Raw genomic sequence first — 21,287 nt, 5'->3', positions numbered from 1 at the left:
TCGAGGAGTTGGTGATGAAAGTTCGTGCATCGGTGAAAAAGCTGTGCCGTAACTGCAAGATTATTCGCCGCGAAGGTGTTGTTCGGGTAATTTGCAGCGCGGAACCGCGTCACAAACAGCGCCAAGGCTGAGTGTGATTGTGCTTAAGCCCGGCAGCTAGTGCGCTGCCGGGTTGATTATTTGTTATTACAGCGATATTATCTCGCGCCCTATTTCTTGGCTTCCGGGGCGTAGGTAGCTGTCAATTGGAGTCCCACTGAATGGCCCGTATTGCAGGCGTCAACATTCCAGATAACAAGCATACTGTTATCTCGCTGACCTACATCTATGGTGTTGGTCGCACTACTGCACAGAAAATTTGTGCAGTGACTGGGGTCAACCCAGCGGCAAAGATCAAAGATCTGAGCGACGAGCAGATTGAACAGCTGCGTGGCGAAGTGGCGAAGTTCACCACTGAAGGTGACCTGCGTCGCGAAATCAACATGAAAATCAAGCGCTTGATGGACCTCGGTTGCTATCGCGGTCTGCGTCATCGTCGTGGTCTGCCAGTACGCGGTCAGCGTACCAAGACCAACGCGCGTACCCGTAAAGGTCCGCGTAAGCCGATCCGCAAGTAATCGCCCCAGCGAATCGACAGGAATTTAATCATGGCAAAACCTGCTGCTCGTCCTCGTAAAAAAGTTAAAAAGACAGTGGTTGATGGCATCGCCCACATCCATGCTTCTTTTAACAACACCATCGTGACCATTACCGACCGTCAAGGTAACGCTCTTTCCTGGGCTACCTCCGGTGGTTCGGGTTTCCGCGGTTCCCGCAAGTCCACCCCGTTCGCTGCTCAAGTAGCTGCTGAACGTGCTGGTCAAGCTGCGCTGGAATACGGCCTGAAAAACCTCGACGTCAACGTCAAAGGTCCAGGTCCAGGTCGTGAATCCGCAGTCCGCGCTTTGAACGGCTGTGGCTACAAGATCGCCAGCATCACCGACGTGACGCCAATCCCGCACAACGGGTGCCGTCCGCCGAAGAAGCGCCGCGTGTAATCCAGGAGATTGTAAAGAATGGCTCGTTACATTGGTCCAAAATGCAAACTCGCTCGTCGCGAAGGCACCGATCTTTTTCTGAAGAGCGGCGTGCGCGCGATCGAATCGAAGTGCAACATTGAAGCAGCACCTGGTATCCACGGCCAACGCCGCGGTCGCCAGTCCGACTACGGCACCCAACTGCGTGAAAAGCAGAAGGTCCGTCGTATCTACGGCGTTCTCGAGCGTCAATTCAGCGGCTACTACAAAGAAGCAGCTGGCAAGAAAGGCGCAACCGGCGAAAACCTGTTGCAACTGCTCGAATGCCGTCTGGACAACGTTGTATACCGTATGGGTTTCGGTTCTACTCGTGCCGAATCCCGTCAGCTGGTATCGCACAAGTCGATCAGCGTTAACGGTCAGACCGTAAACGTTCCGTCCTACCAGGTTCGTGCTGGTGACGTGGTTGCTGTTCGCGAGAAAGCAAAGAACCAACTTCGCATTGTCCAAGCTCTCGATCTGTGTGCCCAACGTGGCCGCGTAGAATGGGTAGAAGTAGACACTGAGAAGAAGTCGGGCGTTTTCAAGAACGTTCCTGCTCGCAGTGATCTGTCCGCCGACATCAACGAAAGCCTGATTGTCGAGCTCTACTCCAAGTAAGGGCTAGAAAATAGGTGCATCCATGCAGATTTCGGTAAATGAGTTCCTGACACCCCGCCATATTGATGTGCAGGTTGTCAGTCCAACCCGCGCCAAGATCACACTCGAGCCTCTCGAGCGTGGTTTCGGCCACACCCTGGGCAACGCGCTGCGCCGCATCCTGTTGTCCTCAATGCCCGGCTGTGCAGTAGTCGAGGCCGAGATTGACGGTGTGCTCCACGAGTACAGCGCCATCGAAGGTGTACAGGAAGATGTAATTGAAATCCTGTTGAACCTTAAAGGTCTGGCTATCAAGCTGCACGGTCGTGACGAAGTTACGCTGACCTTGTCGAAGAAGGGTTCGGGGGTGGTTACCGCTGCCGATATTCAGCTGGATCATGATGTCGAGATCGTTAACCCCGATCACGTAATCGCTAACCTGGCGTCTAACGGCGCCCTGAACATGAAGCTCACTGTAGCTCGTGGTCGTGGTTATGAACCGGCAGACTCGCGTCAGAGCGATGAAGACGAAAGCCGCAGCATCGGTCGCTTGCAGCTTGACTCTTCGTTCAGCCCAGTTCGCCGTATCGCATACGTGGTGGAAAACGCCCGTGTCGAACAGCGTACCAACCTGGACAAGCTGGTTATTGATCTGGAAACCAACGGTACCCTGGATCCTGAAGAGGCTATCCGCCGTGCTGCAACCATCCTGCAACAGCAGTTGGCTGCGTTCGTCGACCTCAAAGGTGACAGTGAGCCAGTGGTTGTCGAGCAGGAAGACGAGATCGATCCGATCCTGCTTCGCCCGGTTGACGATCTGGAACTGACTGTACGTTCGGCTAACTGCCTTAAGGCGGAAAACATCTACTACATCGGCGACCTGATTCAGCGTACCGAAGTAGAGCTGTTGAAGACTCCGAACCTTGGCAAGAAATCCTTGACTGAAATCAAGGACGTTCTGGCCTCCCGCGGTCTGTCCCTCGGCATGCGCCTCGACAACTGGCCGCCTGCAAGTCTTAAGAAGGACGACAAGGCGACTGCCTGATCGTCGTAATCACCGAACGTTGTGTTTGGTAAGGAATGAACCATGCGTCATCGTAAAAGTGGTCGTCACCTGAGCCGCACCAGCTCGCACCGCAAGGCCATGTTCCAAAACATGGCGGTGTCGCTGTTCGAGCACGAGCTGATCAAAACTACACTGCCGAAAGCCAAAGAACTGCGTCGCGTTGCTGAGCCGCTGATCACTCTGGCCAAGACAGATAGCCTGGCTAACCGCCGTCTGGCTTTCGACCGTACTCGTTCGAAAGCTATCGTTGGTAAGCTCTTCAACGACCTGGGCAAGCGTTACGCTACCCGTGAGGGTGGCTACCTGCGCATCCTCAAGTGCGGTTTCCGCGCTGGCGACAACGCGCCTATGGCGTACGTCGAGTTGGTTGATCGTGCTACCAGCGGTGAAGCTGTATCCGCTGAGTAAGTCGGCAACATACAAAAAACCGGGCCTTGTGCCCGGTTTTTTGTTGCCTGAAGGAAAAGCAGGCAAGCCGCTTCGGCCGGCTTGGCTATTGGCAAGTATTCAGTGTTAGATAATGACTATCGATGTCCATGATTTAATGAATTTGGATACTGTCATTAATATGATCAATACTCCTTTCCAGCCGATTAGCCGGCAGTTCGAAGACCGACCTAGGAAGATTGAGCATGAGCCAGACCAAAACGCTTACGACCGCCAGCGGCGCTCCTGTCGCCGATAACCAGAACTCTCGTTCCGCCGGCCCGCGCGGCCCGCTGCTGCTCGACGATTTCCACCTGATCGAGAAGCTTGCTCACTTCAATCGCGAGAACATTCCTGAGCGCCGTGTGCATGCCAAAGGCTCGGGCGCCTACGGCACATTCACCGTCACCCAGGACATTACCCCGTACACCAGCGCCAAGTTGTTCGAGTCGGTCGGCAAGCAGACGCCCACCTTCCTGCGGTTCTCCACCGTGGGTGGCGAGCGTGGTTCGGCCGACACTGAACGTGACCCGCGCGGTTTCGCCCTGAAGTTCTACACCGAGGAAGGTAACTGGGACATCGTCGGCAACAACACGCCGGTATTCTTCATTCGTGATCCGTTGAAGTTTCCAGACTTCATCCACACCCAGAAACGTCTGCCGCAAAGCAACCTGAAAAGCGCCCAGGCGATGTGGGATTTCTGGTCGCATTCGCCTGAGGCGTTGCACCAGGTCACCATTCTGTTCTCTGATCGCGGCATTCCGGATGGCTACCGCCACATGCACGGCTTCGGTAGTCACACCTACAGCCTGATCAGCGCGCAGGGTGAGCGCCACTGGGTGAAGTGGCACTACAAGACCCAGCAAGGGATCAAGAACCTCGCGCCGGCAGAGGCAGCACGTCTGGCGGGTACCGACCCGGATTACGCCCAGCGTGACTTGTTCAGCGCCATCGAGCGCGGTGATTTCCCGAAATGGAGCGTTTGCATCCAGGTCATGACCGAGGCCCAGGCCGCAGCGCATTACGAGAATCCGTTCGACGTCACCAAGACCTGGTCGCAGAAAGAATTCCCGTTGATCGAAGTCGGTGTGCTTGAGCTCAACCGTAACCCGCTGAACTACTTTGCCGAAGTCGAGCAAGCGGCGTTCGGCCCGAGCAACATGGTGCCAGGGGTTGGTCTCTCGCCGGACCGTATGCTGCAGGGTCGCGTCTTCGCCTACGCTGATGCGCACCGCTACCGTGTGGGCACCAATCACCAGCAATTGCCGGTGAATGCGCCGCGCAGTCCGGTCAATACCTACCAGCGCGACGGAGCGATGGCGTTTGGCAACAATGGCGGAGCAGCACCGAACTACGAGCCTAACAGCTACGTGGAGGCGCCGAAGCAGGCCCCGCGTTATGCAGAACCAGCACTGGCCCTCAGTGGCGCGGCGGACCGTTTTGATCATCGCGAAGACACCGACTACTACAGTCACGCCGGTGCGCTGTTCCGCTTGATGAGCGAGGAGCAGAAGGCGCTGTTGATCAGCAACATCGCCGGTGCAATGGGGGGCGTGTCGGCAGATGTGGTTGACCGTCAGTTGCAGCATTTCTTCAAGGCCGATGTTGCCTATGGAGAGGGCATCGCAAATGCCTTGGGTGTAGCGCTTAACTAAGTCTAAACGAGAAGCAGAACCGCCCTCATTAGGGCGGTTTTTGCGTTATTTAACCCGGTTTTCTCGGATTTTCTTCGCTTTTGTAGCGTTGAGACAGTGACCTTGCGGTCAGCTTGGTTCAAACTACAACCTTTAAAAGCTTGTGGAGATGTAGGGCGATGCAAGGTCACCCAGACGTAATCGATTACCTCAACACGTTGCTGACCGGCGAGCTGGCAGCCCGTGATCAATATTTCATCCATTCGCGGATGTACGAGGATTGGGGTTTTACCGAGCTCTACGAACGTATCAACCACGAGATGGAAGAAGAGACCCAGCACGCCGATGCACTGATGCGCCGGATCCTGATGCTCGAAGGTACGCCACGCATGCGTGCCGATGATCTCGACGTCGGTACCACGGTGCCCGACATGCTCGCCGCCGACCTGCGCCTGGAATACAAAGTCCGCGCTGCGCTGTGCAAAGGCATCGAGCTCTGCGAGCAGCACAACGACTATGTGACCCGCGAGATCCTGCGGATCCAGCTCAACGACACCGAAGAAGACCATACCTACTGGCTGGAGAAGCAGTTGGGTCTGATCAAGTTGATCGGGTTGGAGAACTACCTGCAATCGCAGTTCTGATTGCTGGGAAAGGGAACGCAGAGCGTCCCAAGCTGCATTCCCACGCAGAGCGTGGGAACGATCAAACAAAAAAAGCCCCTGCCATCGATGAGATGACAGGGGCTTTTTCGTGCTCGGGTGAAATCAGTCCCGATCACGTTCCAGCAGCGGCTTGAGGTAGTAGCCAGTGTAGGACTGCTTCATCTCGGCCACTTGTTCCGGTGTACCCACGGCGATGATCTGGCCGCCTTTGGAGCCGCCTTCCGGCCCCAGGTCCACCAGCCAGTCAGCGGTCTTGATCACGTCCAGGTTGTGTTCGATCACCACCACGGTGTTGCCGTGGTCGCGAAGGCGGTGCAGCACGTCGAGCAATTGCTGGATATCGGCGAAGTGCAGGCCTGTGGTCGGCTCGTCGAGGATATACAGGGTCTTGCCGGTGTCGCGCTTGGACAGCTCGCGGGACAACTTGACCCGCTGGGCCTCACCGCCGGACAACGTCGTTGCCGACTGCCCCAGCTTGATATACGACAGGCCGACATCCATCAGCGTCTGGAGCTTGCGCGCCAGGGCCGGCACCGCGTCGAAGAACACTCGGGCCTCCTCGATGGTCATCTCGAGGGTTTCGTGGATGTTCTTGCCCTTGTACTTGATCTCCAGGGTCTCGCGGTTGTAGCGCTTGCTCTTGCACACATCGCACGGCACGTAGATGTCGGGCAGGAAGTGCATTTCCACCTTGATCAGGCCATCGCCCTGGCAGGCTTCGCAGCGCCCGCCCTTGACGTTGAACGAGAAACGCCCCGGGCCGTAGCCCCGTGAGCGGGACTCCGGCACGCCGGCGAACAGTTCACGGATCGGTGTGAACAACCCGGTATAGGTCGCCGGGTTGGAGCGCGGGGTACGGCCGATGGGGCTTTGGTCGATGTCGACGACTTTATCCAGGTGCTCCAGGCCCTTGATGCTGTCGTGGGCGGCCGCTTCCAGGGTGGTGGCGCCGTTCAGGGCCGTGGCACTGAGGGGGAACAGGGTGTTGTTGATCAGCGTCGATTTGCCGGAGCCGGACACGCCGGTAACGCAGGTCAGCAGGCCGATCGGGATTTCCAGGTCGACGTTGCGCAAGTTGTTGCCGCGAGCACCCTTGAGGGTCAGCGACAATTTCTTGTTGCGCGGCGTACGTTTGGCCGGGACCTTGATCTTGACCCGGCCCGACAGGTATTTGCCCGTCAGCGAATCAGGGTGCGCCATGACTTCGGCGGCGGTGCCCTGGGCGACGATATGCCCGCCATGCACGCCCGCGCCCGGGCCGATGTCGACGACGTAGTCGGCCAGGCGGATGGCGTCCTCGTCGTGCTCGACCACGATCACCGTGTTGCCGATGTCCCGCAGGTGCTTCAGGGTTCCGAGCAGTCGGTCGTTATCCCGTTGATGCAGGCCGATGGACGGCTCGTCGAGGATGTACATCACTCCCACCAGGCCGGCGCCGATCTGGCTGGCGAGGCGGATACGCTGGGCTTCGCCGCCGGACAGGGTGTCGGCGCTGCGATCGAGGGTCAGGTAATCCAGGCCGACGTTTACCAGGAACTGCAGGCGCTCGCGGATTTCCTTGAGGATCTTGTCGGCGATTTCGCCACGACGACCGGTGAGCTTCAAACCGCCGAAATACTCGGTGGCGTCGCCAATCGGCAGGTTGGTCACCGCCGGCAGCGTCTTCTCGCCGACCCACACATGCCGCGCTTCGCGACGCAGACGGGTGCCACGGCAATCGGGGCAGGGCTGGGTGCTGAGGAACTTGGCCAGTTCTTCGCGCACGCTGGCTGACTCTGTCTCGCGGTAGCGTCGCTCCAGGTTCGGTACGATGCCTTCGAACGGGTGGGAGCGCTTGACGATATCGCCGCGGTCGTTGAGGTACTTGAAGTCGACATTCTGCGAGCCACTGCCCTGCAGGATGAATTTCTGCTGGTCAGCGGGCAACTCGTTGAACGGCATGTCCAGGCTGAACTTGTAATGGGCTGCCAGCGAACCGAGCATCTGGAAGTAATAGACATTGCGCCTGTCCCAGCCGCGAATCGCGCCTTCGGCCAGGGTCAGCTCGCCATTGACCAGCCGCTTGGTGTCGAAGAACTGCTTGACCCCCAGGCCGTCGCAGGTCGGGCAGGCGCCGGCCGGGTTGTTGAAGGAGAACAGCTTGGGTTCCAGCTCGCTGATGGCGTGGCCGCAGATCGGGCAGGCGAAGCGCGCGGAGAAAATGATCTCTTCGCCAGGCTCGTCGTCCATTGGTGCGACCAGGGCGATACCGTCGGCCAGTTTCAGCGCCGTCTCGAAGGACTCGGCCAGCCGCTGTTGCAGGTCGGCCCGGACCTTGAAGCGGTCGACCACCACATCGATCGAATGCTTCTTCTGTTTATCCAGCTTCGGCAATTCGTCCAGTTCGCACAGCTTGCCGTTGACCCGGGCCCGCACGAAGCCCTGGGCGCGCAGTTCTTCGAAAACCATCAGGTGTTCGCCCTTGCGCTCGCGAATTACTGGCGCCAGCAGCATCAGCTTGCTGCCTTCCGGCTGGGCCAGCACCAGGTCGACCATCTGGCTGACGGTCTGGGCTTCCAGGGGGATGTCGTGATCGGGGCAACGGGGAATACCGACCCGCGCATACAGCAAGCGCAGGTAGTCGTAGATCTCGGTGATGGTGCCGACCGTCGACCGGGGGTTATGGGAGGTCGACTTCTGTTCGATGGAAATCGCCGGCGACAGGCCTTCGATGGTGTCGACGTCGGGTTTTTCCATCATCGACAGGAACTGCCGGGCGTAGGCCGACAGCGATTCGACATAGCGCCGCTGGCCTTCAGCGTACAACGTGTCGAAGGCCAGGGATGATTTGCCGGATCCGGACAGGCCGGTGATGACGATCAGCTTGTCCCGTGGCAGGGTCAGGTCGATGTTCTTCAGGTTGTGGGTACGGGCCCCACGAATCAGGATCTTGTCCAAAGTGGCCTCGCTCGGCGGGCGTCGAAAACGTAGGAGTATACGGGCAAATACTGGATGGATGCACACTATTGAAGGTGCGATTGCAGCCATACATGAAGACTGCGCGGCAAACGGTCGCCATATACCCTCTCAATCGATGGGACTGGTAGAATCGCCGCCGGTTCACATGAGGTTTTTCCATGCAAGATCCCCACAGCGAACGCATGAGTAGTGGCGAGACACGCGCAGCAAGCGGTCTGGCCCTGGTGTTCGCCTTCCGTATGCTGGGCATGTTCATGGTGTTGCCGGTGCTGGCGACCTATGGCATGGACCTGGCTGGCGCGACCCCGGCCCTCATCGGGTTGGCGATTGGCGCCTATGGCCTGACCCAGGCGATCTTCCAGATCCCGTTCGGGGTCATTTCCGACCGCATCGGCCGGCGTCCGGTCATCTACCTGGGGTTGATCGTCTTCGCCCTTGGCAGTGTGCTGGCGGCCAATGCCGACTCGATCTGGGGCGTGATCGCCGGACGGATCCTACAGGGCGCCGGGGCTATTTCCGCGGCTGTCATGGCGCTGTTGTCAGACTTGACCCGCGAACAGCATCGGACCAAGGCCATGGCCATGATCGGCATGACCATCGGTCTGTCATTCGCAGTCGCCATGGTGGTAGGCCCCTTGCTGACCCGTGCCTTTGGTTTGTCGGGCCTGTTCCTGGCAACCGGTGCCATGGCATTGGTGGGGATCCTGATCGTGGCGTTCATGGTGCCGCGCTCCACCGGGCCGCTGCAGCACCGGGAATCCGGGGTGGCGCGCCAGGCACTGATCCCGACGCTCAAGCACCCGGACCTGTTGCGCCTGGACCTGGGCATTTTCGTGCTCCACGCCATGCTGATGTCCAGCTTCGTGGCCCTGCCGCTGGCCCTGGTCCAGAAGGCCGGCCTGCCCAAGGAACAGCACTGGTGGGTCTACCTGACCGCGCTGCTGATTTCGTTCTTCGCCATGATCCCGTTCATCATCTATGGCGAGAAACGACGCAAAATGAAACGAGTTTTGCTCGGCGCCGTCATGACGCTGATGCTCACTGAGCTATTCTTCTGGCAGTTCGGCGATAGCTTGCGGGCCCTGGTGATCGGCACGGTGGTGTTCTTCACCGCGTTCAATCTGCTGGAAGCATCGCTGCCGTCGTTGATCAGCAAGGTTTCACCGGCGGGCGGCAAGGGCACGGCGATGGGGGTCTATTCCACCAGCCAGTTCCTGGGTTCGGCGTTGGGCGGGATCCTCGGCGGCTGGCTGTTCCAGCATGGCGGTTTGTCGGTTGTGTTCCTGGGTTGTGCCGCGCTGGCTGCACTTTGGTTCGCCTTTGCTGTTACCATGCGCGAACCTCCCTATGTGACGAGCCTGCGCTTGCCCTTATCGCCCGAGGCGATTCGTGAGGCTGGCCTGACCGAGCGTCTGAAGGCCGTCGTTGGAGTAACCGATGCAGTGGTGGTCGCCGACGAAGCGGCCGTGTATATCAAACTCGACACCGAATTATTGGATCGCGCGACGCTCGAGCGCCTGGTGAACAACCCGGCCCCGACTACGTGCGAAGCCTAGGAGAACGTTATGGCCCGTGGGGTTAACAAAGTCATATTGGTCGGTACTTGCGGCCAGGATCCCGAAGTTCGCTACCTGCCGAACGGCAACGCCGTGACCAACCTGAGTCTGGCGACCAGCGAACAGTGGACCGACAAGCAGACCGGCCAGAAGGTCGAGAAGACCGAATGGCACCGCGTGTCGATGTTCGGCAAGGTGGCTGAGATCGCCGGCGAATACCTGCGCAAGGGTTCGCAGGTGTACATCGAGGGCAAGTTGCAGACTCGCGAGTGGGAAAAGGACGGTATCAAGCGTTACACCACCGAAATCGTGGTCGACATGCAAGGCACCATGCAACTGCTGGGCGGTCGTCCACAGGGCGACCAGCAGCAAGGTGGCAACAACTACCAGCAGTCGGCTCCGGCCCCGCGTCAACAGGCACCTCGTCCGCAGTCGGCGCCACAGCCACAGCGCGAACGCCCGGCCCCACAACAGGCCGCGCCGCAACCAGCTCCGGATTTCGACAGCTTTGATGACGATATTCCGTTCTAGCCCGGATAAAAGTCACGTATGTAAAGAAAGTTACATAACTGACTGAACTACCTAGTATTTTTCTGATGAAAGACCTCCAAGATTTGTAAAGATCTTGGAGGTTTTTTTTGGGTATGTGTAAAGCAAGGCGGGATAAACCGGACAAACGGTTTTGACAAGAAAAGGAAACGCGCTAAACCAAAATGTAAAGAACGGGGGGCGCGGTTATGCGAGTGGAACAGGTGATTTTTTCGTCCGGCGAGCGTTTGCCTATGTTGTTGGATGACGATGATCTTCCCGTTCCGGAAGCGTGTGAATGGTTCCTTCGTCGTCGTCACCTTGCACTTCAAACTCTGATGCGCAATAGCGGCGAAGTGCTGGTCATTCACCGATGGGCGCGCAAGCGCCGTATGAATATTTACGACCGTATTCGCTCTGGGAAACAATTTTCTGAGGCTGACTTGACCAGTCTGATTGAAGAACTGAGCCGGCCACAGCCCACCAGCAATAAAGTCGCAAAACTTGCCGTTAGTCCTAATACCCGCAACAAACGCCTTAGTACAGCATCACAACATCTTCTCTGGTACATCGACGAGCTGATCGCTGCTCCTTCTTCAGGTGAAGCGTTGCGGATTAATTTGACCGCGATGCGTGAGAAGGTGGCCAAAGCATTCATAGATGCTTACCAGTCCCCCGAGGGGAATCGGAAGTTCCATAAGCATTTGACTCTTGCCCAAGCCCGATTTGTTCAGGATGCGTTGGATCCTGAAGGTGAGATTTTGCTCGGTAGGGACTCTCGGGGAAGGGTTCGAAACTTCATCATTGTTTGCCTCCTGTTGTTCTTAGGTCTGCGCATAGGTGAGCTTCTGAGCCTTCGAACGCATGACGTCAAGTTTGGAGCCATTACCTACGTTCTCGTCCGGAAGCGGAATATGAGCCCTTTAGACACTCGAAGAAGGCCGCCGCGTGTAAAGCGACTGGGACGATTGCTGCCGATTGATAATTCACGTCTGGCGATTCTGCTGGATGATTACATCACAGAAGACCGGGAGTGGTCTCTTAAGCACGGTGGCGTCAATGACAGTGGTTTTCTCTTCCTTAGCGACGATGGGAAACCGTTGTCCGCTGACCGGGTGCGGCAACTGTTCAAAGAACTTCGTAATCGTTTTCCGAAGGAGCTACCCGAGGATCTAACTCCGCATTCGATGCGGTACACGTTCACTGACTCAGTGACCAAAGTGATGCGTAGCCAAGGTGCTGATGAGGATCACATCGTCAAGTGCCTGATGTGGCTCCGGGGTGATGGCTCACCAAAGTCCCAAGATATCTACATCGACTATGCGGCTCTGACGAAAGAGGCTGTAGCTCGCTTCCAGGCACAGTATGCAAGTGGGAGGAATTCTCACGATGTCCCTTTTTAGTGAAAACCTCTCATTAGAGCAGCTGGTTTCGGATAATGGCTGGGCAGAGATTCCCGAAGAGTTCGTCACTAGGGAAGGTAAGTTGGCCGTTATTAAAGAAGGACGGTGGTTCTTGCCATGCGAAACACGGGCGGGTTGGGTGAATATCCGACGTTTTGGATCGCCTATTCTGCAGTGGCTGATGGCCAAGTATATGATCCATACCGCACAAGTGACGTCGTCGATCCACGCGGTAAGTTGCGTGGATGCTGTTTACTCGCAACTCAAGGAGCGGGATTTTTTCAACAAGGCGGTCGTTTGTGCCGATCCACTTCTCCTCAAACCTGCCCTGATTGAGCAGATGGAGCGCATGCTTACCCGACTGAAGATCAAGCGCCAGTTGTGGAATGCCTATCGTCCCATACGCTGGTATCTCTGGTGTGCTGAACATTATCCAGAGCTTGGTTTCTGTGAGATCTACGCTTCCGAGCTCGACTCGCTCAGAATTCCAGGCGGGCCGAAAGGGGAAGCGGTGCGTTCGCTCGATCCAGAGCAGGGGCCATTGCATCCCCACTTGGAAGTTTCTTTGATCACTAATGCCCTCCGCACGGATACAGGCACTGAGTATGAGCATTACCAGCAGCGTGCTGCGGTGGCGCTGGCTAATACATATGGACGGAACCCTGGCAACTTCATTGCGCTAAGGGAAGAGGATGTCTATGACGAGTTGGATCATCCGGAAGATCCTGTCTGGGTTATCAAAATTCCGCGTATCAAAAAAGGTTTCAGGTCAGCTCGGTCTGACTTCATTGTCGAGGCTTTGGACAAGGAGACATTCCGATATGTCCAAGAGCTTATTCAAGCCAACCAGGCATATGAAAGCCTGGTAGAGGTCAATGATATCGTTACCCCCTGTGCTCGACCCTTGTTTCGGCTAGATACGCCGAACCATATGCGGCTTCAAACGGGTGATTACGAGTCTGCATTTCATATGTACTCCGTCGGTTTCGGGAAACTGCTGCGGGATTTCGTCGAACGGATGGACTTGATTTCGCCCTTAACGAAGCAGCCGATGATCCTATCAGCGCGGCGGTTTCGCTACACGGTCGGGACAACTTACGCAGCAATGGGGGTGTCTCGTAGGGAACTGGCATACAGGCTCGACCATTCGGATGAGCAGCACGTGCAAGTCTATTACGACATCATGGATGTGCTGACCTATGCCTTGGACAAAGCTGCTGTCCTGGAGTATTCGCGCTTCGTCCATTTGTACTGCGGCGGCGCAACCATTTCTGCAGATTCGATCATCGCCACTGACGCGCTCATCGTTACTGATGAGCACTCACAGCCTGGGGATGTGGACGCAATAGGTGCATGTGGACTGAATGATCTTTGCCATAAGTTCCCGCCGTTTTCCTGTTATCTGTGTCCCAAATTTCGGCCTTACAAATCGACGATTCACGAGTATCTGCTCGACTCATTGGTGCGGATGCACAACGAACGCCCCGAATCTCAGACGCTTGGGGTGCATCGTGTGGATGTCATTCTCGCTATCGGGCAAGTGGTCAAAATGTGCCAGGGAGTTTCAGCATGAGGAGGCGCCAGCGGTATAGGCTCCGCCGTCGTGGCGCTCTGTCGCACGTTGACCGATCAAATCCTACAGCTAATCTGAACGGGCTTGTGGCGCGAGCGGCTGAGCGCTTGGGGAGTCTGGGCGTAACCCATGATTGGAGCCAAAGGTGCTGGATTCTATGCCCTGAGATCTTCAGCTTAACGGGTAAGCATACCCAATCCGTCTCGCTGAATTTCTCTACCCGCCCTTCGCTCGGCTCGATACCGTTGGCTGAATCATGGGGTGACGCTGCGCGTGCTCTTTTTATTGAACGAGAGCGCGAACAACACAAATCAATTTCCTCACATCGCACTTTCGTCAAGGTGTTTGGATACATCATGATCGCAGCACGAGGGCGTGATTTGGAGCAACTGACCCCGGCGATTTTGGACGAGGCATGCCGCGCCATTGCGCAAGATTGCACCGAGAAGGAAGCTTACAAGCAGCAGAACCTAGTCAGCGAAATCGCTCGACGTTGCACCCAACACGGCTTATGTAGGGCCGATCTTTCGGACTATTTTTTCCATGGGAGGTCTAGGCCAGAGTCGTGGGGAGGAATGTCCGGGCGGATGCTCGATGATCCAAAAATTGTCGAAGAGCGGCCTTCTAGACTCTTGGCAGAGTCAACTTTTAAGGTGTTAGGGGAGCTGTTTGCAAATGTTCCCCGCAATCACAACTATCGTGTGTACCTCCTAATCATCACAGTTTTGGTCTGTCTGGGCCGGAGGTTGAGCGAGGTCATGCTGCTGCCGAGGCAACGGCTTATCAAAAGGCCGTCAGGGTATTATTTTAAGTACCTGAAACTCAAAGGAGCGCTTGGCAGTCAGCAATATGTCCTTGAAGTGATGCCTGTCATGACAGAGGTTGTCCCACTACTGAGCGCCGTATTGCTTGAGCTTGAGGAGAGGAGTGCGGATCAGTATGCATGTGCAGAGGAAATGTGCCTAACCAACGGGCCTGACCTGAGGTTTCTGTCTGAAATTGAGCAGGATCATCCATTGTTTTACCCTGAGCTGCTCGCAATGGGGATGCCGGAATCCATGTTTGGTACCAGTTGGTTTACCAAGCATAACCGGATCAAAAGGGGCAATGTGTTTGGCCCTGCCAACAGAGTCGCCTACTTGCTTCGGAATGATGTAGAAGCTTATTGCCGAACTCATTATCAGGAGCGAATGACTCGACCCTTGTACATTGCAGATGGTCAGCCTTATTACATCAAAGATATGCTCATCCTTAAGTGGTTGGGAACATCCTCGGGCCATTATGTGCGCTGGATTGTTGATACCTGCAGTGCAGCTTCGTTTGACAAGTTCTTGCAACAGCTAGAAAAACTTTGCCTAAAGTTTGCATCTGCACAGCTTGATCAAGCGTTCACTTCGCATGATTTTCGACACACTATGAATGATGCTCTGGATCGCGGTGGGCTTCCTGACATCATGCAAAGTGTGTTTTTCGGTCGAAAAAATCCAGTGGATACGAAGGCTTATCAGCATACGTCTCCCGAGAGAAGGGCATTGGAGATTCGTGAGCAGATCTTGCTCGGCCAGGTAGGGGGTAAGCTAGCGGAACGAACCATGCGTCTCCCGGTAGACAGGCGAGAAAGTTTTGTAACCTCCCAGATCAGAGCCGTTCATGATCTAGGCCCAACCGGTATGTGTTTTCACAATTGGGGGGCGGGCCCTTGTGACCGGCACCAAGAGTGTCACGGGGGCGAGGGGTGTGACCAACTGGGCTGGGTTGTTCAGCCTGCTGAATCTGCTGAGATTTTTGAAGAGTTGATTCAGCAAGCTGCTCATAACCTTATTCAACTCGAAGTAGGTTTCAGTATTTATCCGACCCTTGAAACCATTCCTAATTGGGAAAAGCACCTTTGTTTGAAGATCTCGAACCTCTTGGATCGGGCTAACAAACTCGTTCCGGGCACTGGTCTCACGCAGCTTTACGAATTTGTAAATACTGGTGGGTTTGATGAGTACGCTCTTCCCAGGTTAAGAAACGGTATAGGTAAAGGCTATGAATTATATAAACAATGTCGTGAAAGATTTTATGAGCAATTTGTGGCGGGTGAGCGGGAGCAGTGGCAAGACCCTGATCGGACACCGCTCTATATCCCTGTAGAGATCCTTTGAGTTAATTGTGGAACTAATATGAAATCCTACCGAAGAGTGACAGAGGGTGACATAAAGCGAATTATTGGCTACCTCGCTTCATATAGCTCCCAGGAGCAGGCTCTCACTTGGAAGCATGTTGAGCAGTTCTCAAAATTTACTCGACAGGCTCTTCAGTCACACTCAAAAATCAAAGAGGAATTTCAATCGGCCAAGTCAAGATTATCTCTTGAACGGGAGTCTAAAAAAAATGCTAAGCCGTTATTAGAACCTTTGGCTTCGTCTGACTTGCTAGAAAAACTCTACGCAAGGATTGCATTACTGGAGAATCAGCAGGAGTTGTGGAGACGAAGATGGTTTTGTATAGCCTATAATATTCGCAGTCAAGGGGTTCAGATGTTCGATATTGATAAGCCAGTGCCGATTGGTGCCAAGCAGCTTGCCGATAGAGAGGTACGTTCTGAATTAAGTCGTTTTGACCACGATATACCACCTGTTGCGGATCGGGGCGAGTGATACCTAGTCCAGTGCAGGAGGTCGTTGAGGTAACGCTTCATGGGCTGGCCATGGTGGTGAATCAGCGCGGGGGCAGCTCAGTGAAGCGAAGTCTGGGATAGATCCTCTGTTCAACCGCGCACTCGGAAATTTGCCAGAATGCCGAAAGGAGTGCCTGCTCTGACGGGCAGTGCCGCGTCATAACCTCGAACTCGTTGTAGTCAAATGCCACCACACGAACACGTACATCATCCATGAAATCCAAGATCATGGCCCCGTACTCTTCATAGGTATCGCTAAACAGCTCTTTTACCACCACGACTCCTACAAGGGGACGTGCTGCAAGATCGATTTTGAGAGGAGTACCATCAACAAGCCGCAGCGCGGGATTTCCCTCACGCTCGATAGTTGAAATTGCGCCACGTAGCTGCGACAGGCCTCCTTTCAACTGACTCAGGGCCTTCTTACGCTTTCGTTCAAGCTTTGTCCCCATCATCTCAGCGGTGTTTGGGCTGTCCTTAGCCTGCAGTAACAGCGTGACCTCCGTCCCCAAAACAACAGCATCTGTCAGCTCTTCCCCATCGGAGACTTTCACTGGCCCATGGATGATTTGCTCTGCCGAGTAAGCACGCTGGAGCAGATAGATGATATCCAGCTCCTGAAGGTGTCCTGGCTCCGGTCGCTCAAGGTGAGTGTTCGAGAAACCTCTTGAACCCTGGAAGCCTTGGCGAGTGAGGTCGGTGATCAGGAAGTCGCTTGGAAATAGATCCTCCAAGAGCGTCACCGTTACTGCTCGGCTGTCATCTTCCCTGGTCGTAAAGCTGAACCATTCATCTGCCTGCTCCATCATGAGATGCCAGTGCTCCTTCCCCAAGGGATGGACACCCTTTGCATACTCTCGGAGCCTTTCAAGGCTAGCGTGCGCTGTACTACTAAGAAGCTCGCGATTGTGTTCATCAAAAAAACAGACGCTAAAACGGTCAGGAAGACTTTTCAGTCCCTCTGTAAAAGGATCGCTACCCATCAGGGGTGTTTTAATAGTCAGCGGACTAATCGGATCATCAAAGCAGGCCGTCAACAGCGTCAGGCCTTGCGCCTCATCAGACTCGTATGGCGCAAGATAGAACTTCAGCTCGCGCTTCTCACGTGCGGCGAGGATAAATTCTTTGCCCGCTTTGACCACGAGCGCTGGGCCATCAGGGCCTTCTACAATCCAAAGACCACGACCAAGCGATGCAACGTCCTGAAGCACTTCGGGCTTCATGATGGTTAGGTACATTGGAGCCCCTGATGAAATTTCCCATAGCTCTGCAGCATGGGCTTAGAACAATTGATCCAAAGGTACGAATACTGAACCTGTCTCAGCAGCCGCCCGCACTTTGCGGTCGATTACATCCGCGAATGGTATGTGCTTCTCTAATGCATCGTTGATATCTTTTCCCGAAATGCATATCAGGCTCTTGCCGCGTCCAAATGCCTCCAGCCCAACGTCAGTGAATCCGTAGTAACTGATAAAAACACCTCGTGTCCAAGCTGCCTTTTCGCTGATCTTGCCTTGAAGGATGTGCAGCTCCCCTGCACCGACAGGGTTCACTACCCATTTCGCCTCAACAAGGTAGATATCCCCTCGACACTGGAAGCTTCCATCTATCTGTTCACCCGTATTCCGAAATGGTGCGCGAGGTTGGAGGTTGGATGCCTCAAACAGCTGCTGGAGGAACGTCTCGAATGCGTAGCCACGTGCTTGAGGAGCGAGCTTATGAATGTCCAATAGAGCCCTCTTCAACTGAGCCGCCTGATCAACATCTACCTGACGCACAGTTGCGAACGGATCGCCTTTGACGACGTCGGCAGATGAGCCGGATTCCAAGCCTTGAATCAAAGTCAGGAAGCGCCCCTCGGCGTTAACCACAGGCTCATCTTTGTGTTGGTTGGCCAGCGCAGCCTGACGATATTGCCAGAGTGCTTTGAGCGCTCGCACGCAAGTCGGTGTATCGGCAAGCGTGAGGAAACTCCGCAGGCGCCTAGCTTTGGATGTGCCATCCGCAGTGAACAGCGAATCATCAATATCGATCTCCAGCTCTCCGAGGAAGAACTGGGACATGGTGCGGTCTGAGAAGTCCAACACGTAACCCCCTTCCATCTCGAAAAGAAGGTCGATTAGCTTCATATCCAGTGGTTTGATCTTCGGCATGCCACACGTCCTTGGCTAAGCATAGAGAACCGAGCATACGATATCGCTGAAAGTGTCCAATAACTATCTGCTCCCGAGGACGCGGTCAAAACCTCGGAGACCGGATTCAATGGTCAACGGTTAAGGAATCGAGCAGGCACCATTGTTCTGGCGTTCGAAATGGCAAGCGGAGCGCGCAGGCCCATGCAGGGCCGGAGACTTGAGGATGGAAGCCCGAAGGGGCCAAGTCCCGCAACAGCGGGATTGGTTTACGACAGCCGTCCCCGAGGCGGGGCAAGCCCAAAACAACGACCGAGGTGCTACTGGAGGCGATCAGGCGTTGGCAGATACCTGGCGCCCGCTATGCACATGAACTCACGCAGACTACTCCGTCCTACGTCACGTCTAAACGTCGCAATGACGTACTTGGAGTTGACCGTGTTGATAACCCAAAACTTACCTTCCTTCGTAACGGACTGAATATCCGATGTCCTAATCAGCCTACCATCTGAAAATCGTTGGTACGGCCCAGGGCAAATGTGACTGAACACCACGCCAACGGCACTGCACGCATGAATGTGGACATTTACTAGGTAGGCCGTCACCAGCCCGTCGTAGTCTTGACTCACTGCTTTGGCGATGCGAAGGAGGTCGAAGTCCGAGTAGCGCTTTTCGTGTAAATCGACTGCGACTGTATTGATGTCGTCCATGGCTACATAGCCTCCGAAGCTGAGGCTACGCCGGTGGTCGCAGCACTGCGCCGATATAGCTCCCTGACGCCAACTAAGGCATTAACATCGAGGTCGCGCTGATGGGTATTGACGTACATATCACCACTCTCGACCTGCAGAACACAGATCGGCACTTCTGCCTGGTTGAACCCCATGGAAAGTGATTTCAGCTTTTCCATCTTCCAGCCTGACCCTTTGTTCATCCATGCCGGGGTAACGACTTGGACATCTTGAATCACCATGCTTTCGTCTTGCGATACCAGCAGCTCCACCAAGCGAGGCTCATCGTTCAGCATCTCTTCATAAGCTACGAACCGTCCCTCATGCCAGCGCTTGAGACTGACGTGATACCAATGAGTAGCCAAGGATCGCGACATGGCGTGAAAATGAGCGAGACCGTCCCCAAACATACCCACCGGGCCGGCCTGGTCTTGCATGCTAATCCTGAACATCGTGTATCTCGTGTGGAGCAGGCCTGCTTAGCGCCTGCGATTAACATAAGCCGAATATTGTCTTGAGCGATGCGGTCATCTCGCGCCCTTTGCCTACCAAGGCGTACACCGTATTCCGGGTTTCGAACAGGCAAACGCCGTCGAACGACTTGCACAGGGTCGAGCGTACCCAGCCCCCTGGAGGGAACCGACCCTGGCTGTCGTAGGTGACGCAATGGGAATAAAGGAACATTGTCTGCAGGCCTATGGCGCGCACTCTGGCGAGCGATTCAGGTGGCTCGTCCACGTGAAATATGAGCCAATCCTCGACCAAACAGTACGGTTTCCGACCGAAGCGATCCGCCACCAATGCCTCTATTTCGGCTTGAGGTAGCTCTATTCCGAAGGACGATATCTCACCCTCCCGGAGCAACTCTTGCTCCGAAGAATTACCCATAAATTGATGATCCTCATGACGACAGCAAAATTCAGCGTGCGGCGCACGTGTTGATTGGCGCAGGCTGGCCGCAAATCCCATCGCTATGACTATATACATTTGAATGGGATCAATCAAACGCGGCATACCGTCTCCTTTTGGGGGAGAACAGCCCGGATGTCTTTGCGCAAGGCGTACGCAGCAACATTACAGTGGCTAAGGATGCGGCGGGGCTTATCGCAGACAGAGCTCCAAGCTCAGACCGATCAAGGCCACATTAGCCGATTGGAGGCATCGACTAGATCAGCCAGTGTCGACCTAACTGCTGATATCGCTCAGGCATTGGGTGTAACACCACTTACATTTCTCACACTGGTGGCTGCCTCCCATGAGGGTAAGACGGCACGCTCAGCTTTGAATGAGACGCTCGCTGAATTGCTCGTCTTGGGTGTTCTCGACGAGGTGCTTCCTGGTGAGCCAAACAAACTTGTAGCCCCCCAATCAGCCGCTGCTGCAGAAAAACTGAAGGCGGTACGGGAACTGAAGAATACTGGGCTTTCGCAGTTGGAAGTCAGTCGGCAGTTGGGACTGCCACGCAGCACCGTTGGGCGGCTTTGGCACATAGAGTGAGTGCCGGGTGTCCAGCCTCATGCTCCTGTCGAAATTTCTGGTAGGCAAACATTGCTACATGGGATAAATACGGAAGTTCACATGGTTAACATCACAAAAAATCAGCATTATGTCCCCCGATTATTAATTAGAAACTTTGCTATCAAAGGCAAAGTTTGGACATACGATGGCTCTCGCGATATTCTTCGCTCCACCAAGCCTGAAGGTGTTTTATCAGAAAACTTCTTTTACGACAAAGATAACCAAGTTGAAAATTTTCTTTGTACCGTTGAGGCGCTGGCAGCCCCGAAGATTGCTCAGATATTAGCCAGCCCAACTGAGAGAATTCCGCGTCAGGACATCGATCTTCTTCGTTTTATTTTGGTTCAGTTAGGAAGAACACCCGGCGCTTATGGGACGGCAAGGGGTAATTTGAAAAGCTACACAGACTCATATGTGACCCAGCAGCTTAAAATCCATGGTCATGATCCCAAGGAGTTTGAAGGGGTATCGATAGTGCTTGAGGATGAGAAGGATCTGTTAAGGATCTCAGCAGTCGGAAGCGCTTTGAATTGGCCTCTCATTCGAGATCTGGAGCCCCACGTATTTATCAACTCAACACCCTTGGATTTTGTACTTTCAGACAATCCATCCTGCTTTTATAACTGGTATTTAAGAGACGAAACGGGTATGAGTGTAGTGGTCTAATGAAACCGGACACCCATTTAGGCGAGAATGCTCGCCAGATCGAGGTGTCAGATGACCAAACAACGCCGCTCCTTTACTCCTGAATTCAAGCGCGAGGCTGCCGACCTTGTGCTC

General features: G+C 55.0%; 22 protein-coding genes. 16 read left to right on the top strand and 6 right to left on the bottom strand.

Going from position 1 to position 21,287, the window contains the following annotated elements; all coding sequences use genetic code 11:
• Positions 1-14: 14 nt before the first annotated feature.
• The 8 genes from rpmJ (at position 15) to bfr (ending at position 5,425) form a co-directional block, all read left to right on the top strand.
• Positions 15-131 (top strand): 50S ribosomal protein L36, encoded by a 117-nt coding sequence (gene rpmJ / locus B0E42_RS29115; RefSeq protein ID WP_002555468.1) that lies wholly within the window; start codon positions 15-17, stop codon positions 129-131.
• A 129-nt stretch (positions 132-260) separates the two neighbouring features.
• A complete protein-coding gene (gene rpsM, locus B0E42_RS29110) occupies positions 261-617 on the top strand; it encodes a 30S ribosomal protein S13 (RefSeq protein ID WP_003186020.1) in 357 nt (118 codons plus the stop codon).
• A 30-nt stretch (positions 618-647) separates the two neighbouring features.
• Positions 648-1,037, top strand: coding sequence for a 30S ribosomal protein S11 (rpsK, locus tag B0E42_RS29105; RefSeq protein WP_002555466.1), 390 nt, complete (start codon positions 648-650; stop codon positions 1,035-1,037).
• An 18-nt stretch (positions 1,038-1,055) separates the two neighbouring features.
• Positions 1,056-1,676 (top strand): 30S ribosomal protein S4, encoded by a 621-nt coding sequence (rpsD, locus tag B0E42_RS29100; protein WP_003176404.1) that lies wholly within the window; start codon positions 1,056-1,058, stop codon positions 1,674-1,676.
• A 22-nt stretch (positions 1,677-1,698) separates the two neighbouring features.
• Positions 1,699-2,700, top strand: a complete 1,002-nt coding sequence (rpoA, locus tag B0E42_RS29095; protein ID WP_003186012.1) for a DNA-directed RNA polymerase subunit alpha — start codon at positions 1,699-1,701, stop codon at positions 2,698-2,700.
• 42 nt (positions 2,701-2,742) lie between these two features.
• Positions 2,743-3,129, top strand: a complete 387-nt coding sequence (gene rplQ / locus B0E42_RS29090; RefSeq protein WP_003186009.1) for a 50S ribosomal protein L17 — start codon at positions 2,743-2,745, stop codon at positions 3,127-3,129.
• Between the two features lie 224 nt (positions 3,130-3,353).
• On the top strand, positions 3,354-4,802 hold the full coding sequence (locus B0E42_RS29085; RefSeq protein ID WP_077508794.1) for a catalase: 1,449 nt from the start codon (positions 3,354-3,356) through the stop codon (positions 4,800-4,802).
• A gap of 158 nt (positions 4,803-4,960) precedes the next feature.
• The gene (gene bfr, locus B0E42_RS29080; protein WP_014340470.1) at positions 4,961-5,425 is read left to right on the top strand and encodes a bacterioferritin; all 465 of its coding nucleotides are present in this window, start codon (positions 4,961-4,963) and stop codon (positions 5,423-5,425) included.
• Between the two features lie 123 nt (positions 5,426-5,548).
• Here bfr and uvrA read toward each other — a convergent pair whose 3' ends face one another.
• On the bottom strand, positions 5,549-8,383 hold the full coding sequence (uvrA, locus tag B0E42_RS29075; RefSeq protein WP_014340469.1) for an excinuclease ABC subunit UvrA: 2,835 nt from the start codon (positions 8,381-8,383) through the stop codon (positions 5,549-5,551).
• A 179-nt stretch (positions 8,384-8,562) separates the two neighbouring features.
• Between uvrA and B0E42_RS29070 the strand changes: the two genes are divergently transcribed.
• From B0E42_RS29070 to B0E42_RS29045, 6 genes are all read left to right on the top strand, one after another.
• The gene (locus B0E42_RS29070; RefSeq protein WP_077508792.1) at positions 8,563-9,960 is read left to right on the top strand and encodes an MFS transporter; all 1,398 of its coding nucleotides are present in this window, start codon (positions 8,563-8,565) and stop codon (positions 9,958-9,960) included.
• 9 nt (positions 9,961-9,969) lie between these two features.
• The gene (locus tag B0E42_RS29065) at positions 9,970-10,491 is read left to right on the top strand and encodes a single-stranded DNA-binding protein (RefSeq protein WP_003206078.1); all 522 of its coding nucleotides are present in this window, start codon (positions 9,970-9,972) and stop codon (positions 10,489-10,491) included.
• Between the two features lie 212 nt (positions 10,492-10,703).
• Positions 10,704-11,891, top strand: coding sequence for a site-specific integrase (locus tag B0E42_RS29060; protein WP_168188551.1), 1,188 nt, complete (start codon positions 10,704-10,706; stop codon positions 11,889-11,891).
• The gene (locus tag B0E42_RS29055; RefSeq protein ID WP_077508788.1) at positions 11,878-13,464 is read left to right on the top strand and encodes a hypothetical protein; all 1,587 of its coding nucleotides are present in this window, start codon (positions 11,878-11,880) and stop codon (positions 13,462-13,464) included. Before B0E42_RS29060 ends, B0E42_RS29055 begins: the two co-directional genes overlap by 14 nt.
• Positions 13,461-15,611: a hypothetical protein gene (locus B0E42_RS29050; RefSeq protein ID WP_139353247.1), complete on the top strand. Its 2,151-nt coding sequence runs from the start codon at positions 13,461-13,463 to the stop codon at positions 15,609-15,611. Before B0E42_RS29055 ends, B0E42_RS29050 begins: the two co-directional genes overlap by 4 nt.
• An 18-nt stretch (positions 15,612-15,629) precedes the next feature.
• Positions 15,630-16,106 (top strand): hypothetical protein, encoded by a 477-nt coding sequence (locus B0E42_RS29045; RefSeq protein WP_077508784.1) that lies wholly within the window; start codon positions 15,630-15,632, stop codon positions 16,104-16,106.
• Positions 16,107-16,167: 61 nt separating this feature from the next.
• On the opposite strand, the gene B0E42_RS31635 is transcribed toward B0E42_RS29045, so the two are convergent.
• From B0E42_RS31635 to B0E42_RS29015, 5 genes are all read right to left on the bottom strand, one after another.
• Positions 16,168-17,364 carry a hypothetical protein gene (locus B0E42_RS31635; protein WP_256578371.1) on the bottom strand — a complete coding sequence of 399 codons (1,197 nt, stop codon included), beginning with the start codon at positions 17,362-17,364 and terminating at the stop codon, positions 16,168-16,170.
• A 42-nt stretch (positions 17,365-17,406) separates the two neighbouring features.
• Positions 17,407-18,279 (bottom strand): restriction endonuclease, encoded by an 873-nt coding sequence (locus B0E42_RS29030; protein WP_077508778.1) that lies wholly within the window; start codon positions 18,277-18,279, stop codon positions 17,407-17,409.
• Positions 18,280-18,578: 299 nt separating this feature from the next.
• Positions 18,579-18,968, bottom strand: coding sequence for a hypothetical protein (locus B0E42_RS31630; protein WP_077508776.1), 390 nt, complete (start codon positions 18,966-18,968; stop codon positions 18,579-18,581).
• Between the two features lie 2 nt (positions 18,969-18,970).
• Entirely contained in the window at positions 18,971-19,441 is a 471-nt protein-coding gene (locus B0E42_RS29020; protein ID WP_077508774.1) for a hypothetical protein, read from the bottom strand.
• Between the two features lie 40 nt (positions 19,442-19,481).
• Positions 19,482-19,877, bottom strand: a complete 396-nt coding sequence (locus B0E42_RS29015; protein WP_077508798.1) for a hypothetical protein — start codon at positions 19,875-19,877, stop codon at positions 19,482-19,484.
• Between the two features lie 156 nt (positions 19,878-20,033).
• Here B0E42_RS29015 and B0E42_RS29010 point away from each other — a divergent pair, with 156 nt between their 5' ends.
• Together B0E42_RS29010 and B0E42_RS29005 are read left to right on the top strand one after the other, a co-directional pair.
• On the top strand, positions 20,034-20,486 hold the full coding sequence (locus tag B0E42_RS29010) for a helix-turn-helix domain-containing protein (protein ID WP_077508772.1): 453 nt from the start codon (positions 20,034-20,036) through the stop codon (positions 20,484-20,486).
• A gap of 81 nt (positions 20,487-20,567) precedes the next feature.
• On the top strand, positions 20,568-21,173 hold the full coding sequence (locus B0E42_RS29005) for a DUF4238 domain-containing protein (RefSeq protein WP_077508770.1): 606 nt from the start codon (positions 20,568-20,570) through the stop codon (positions 21,171-21,173).
• Positions 21,174-21,287: the final 114 nt, after the last annotated feature.

Origin of the sequence: Pseudomonas sp. A25(2017) (genome assembly GCF_002001065.1) — a bacterium.
Lineage (GTDB): Bacteria > Pseudomonadota > Gammaproteobacteria > Pseudomonadales > Pseudomonadaceae > Aquipseudomonas > Aquipseudomonas kilonensis.
This window is presented reverse-complemented; position numbering and strand designations above follow the sequence as displayed.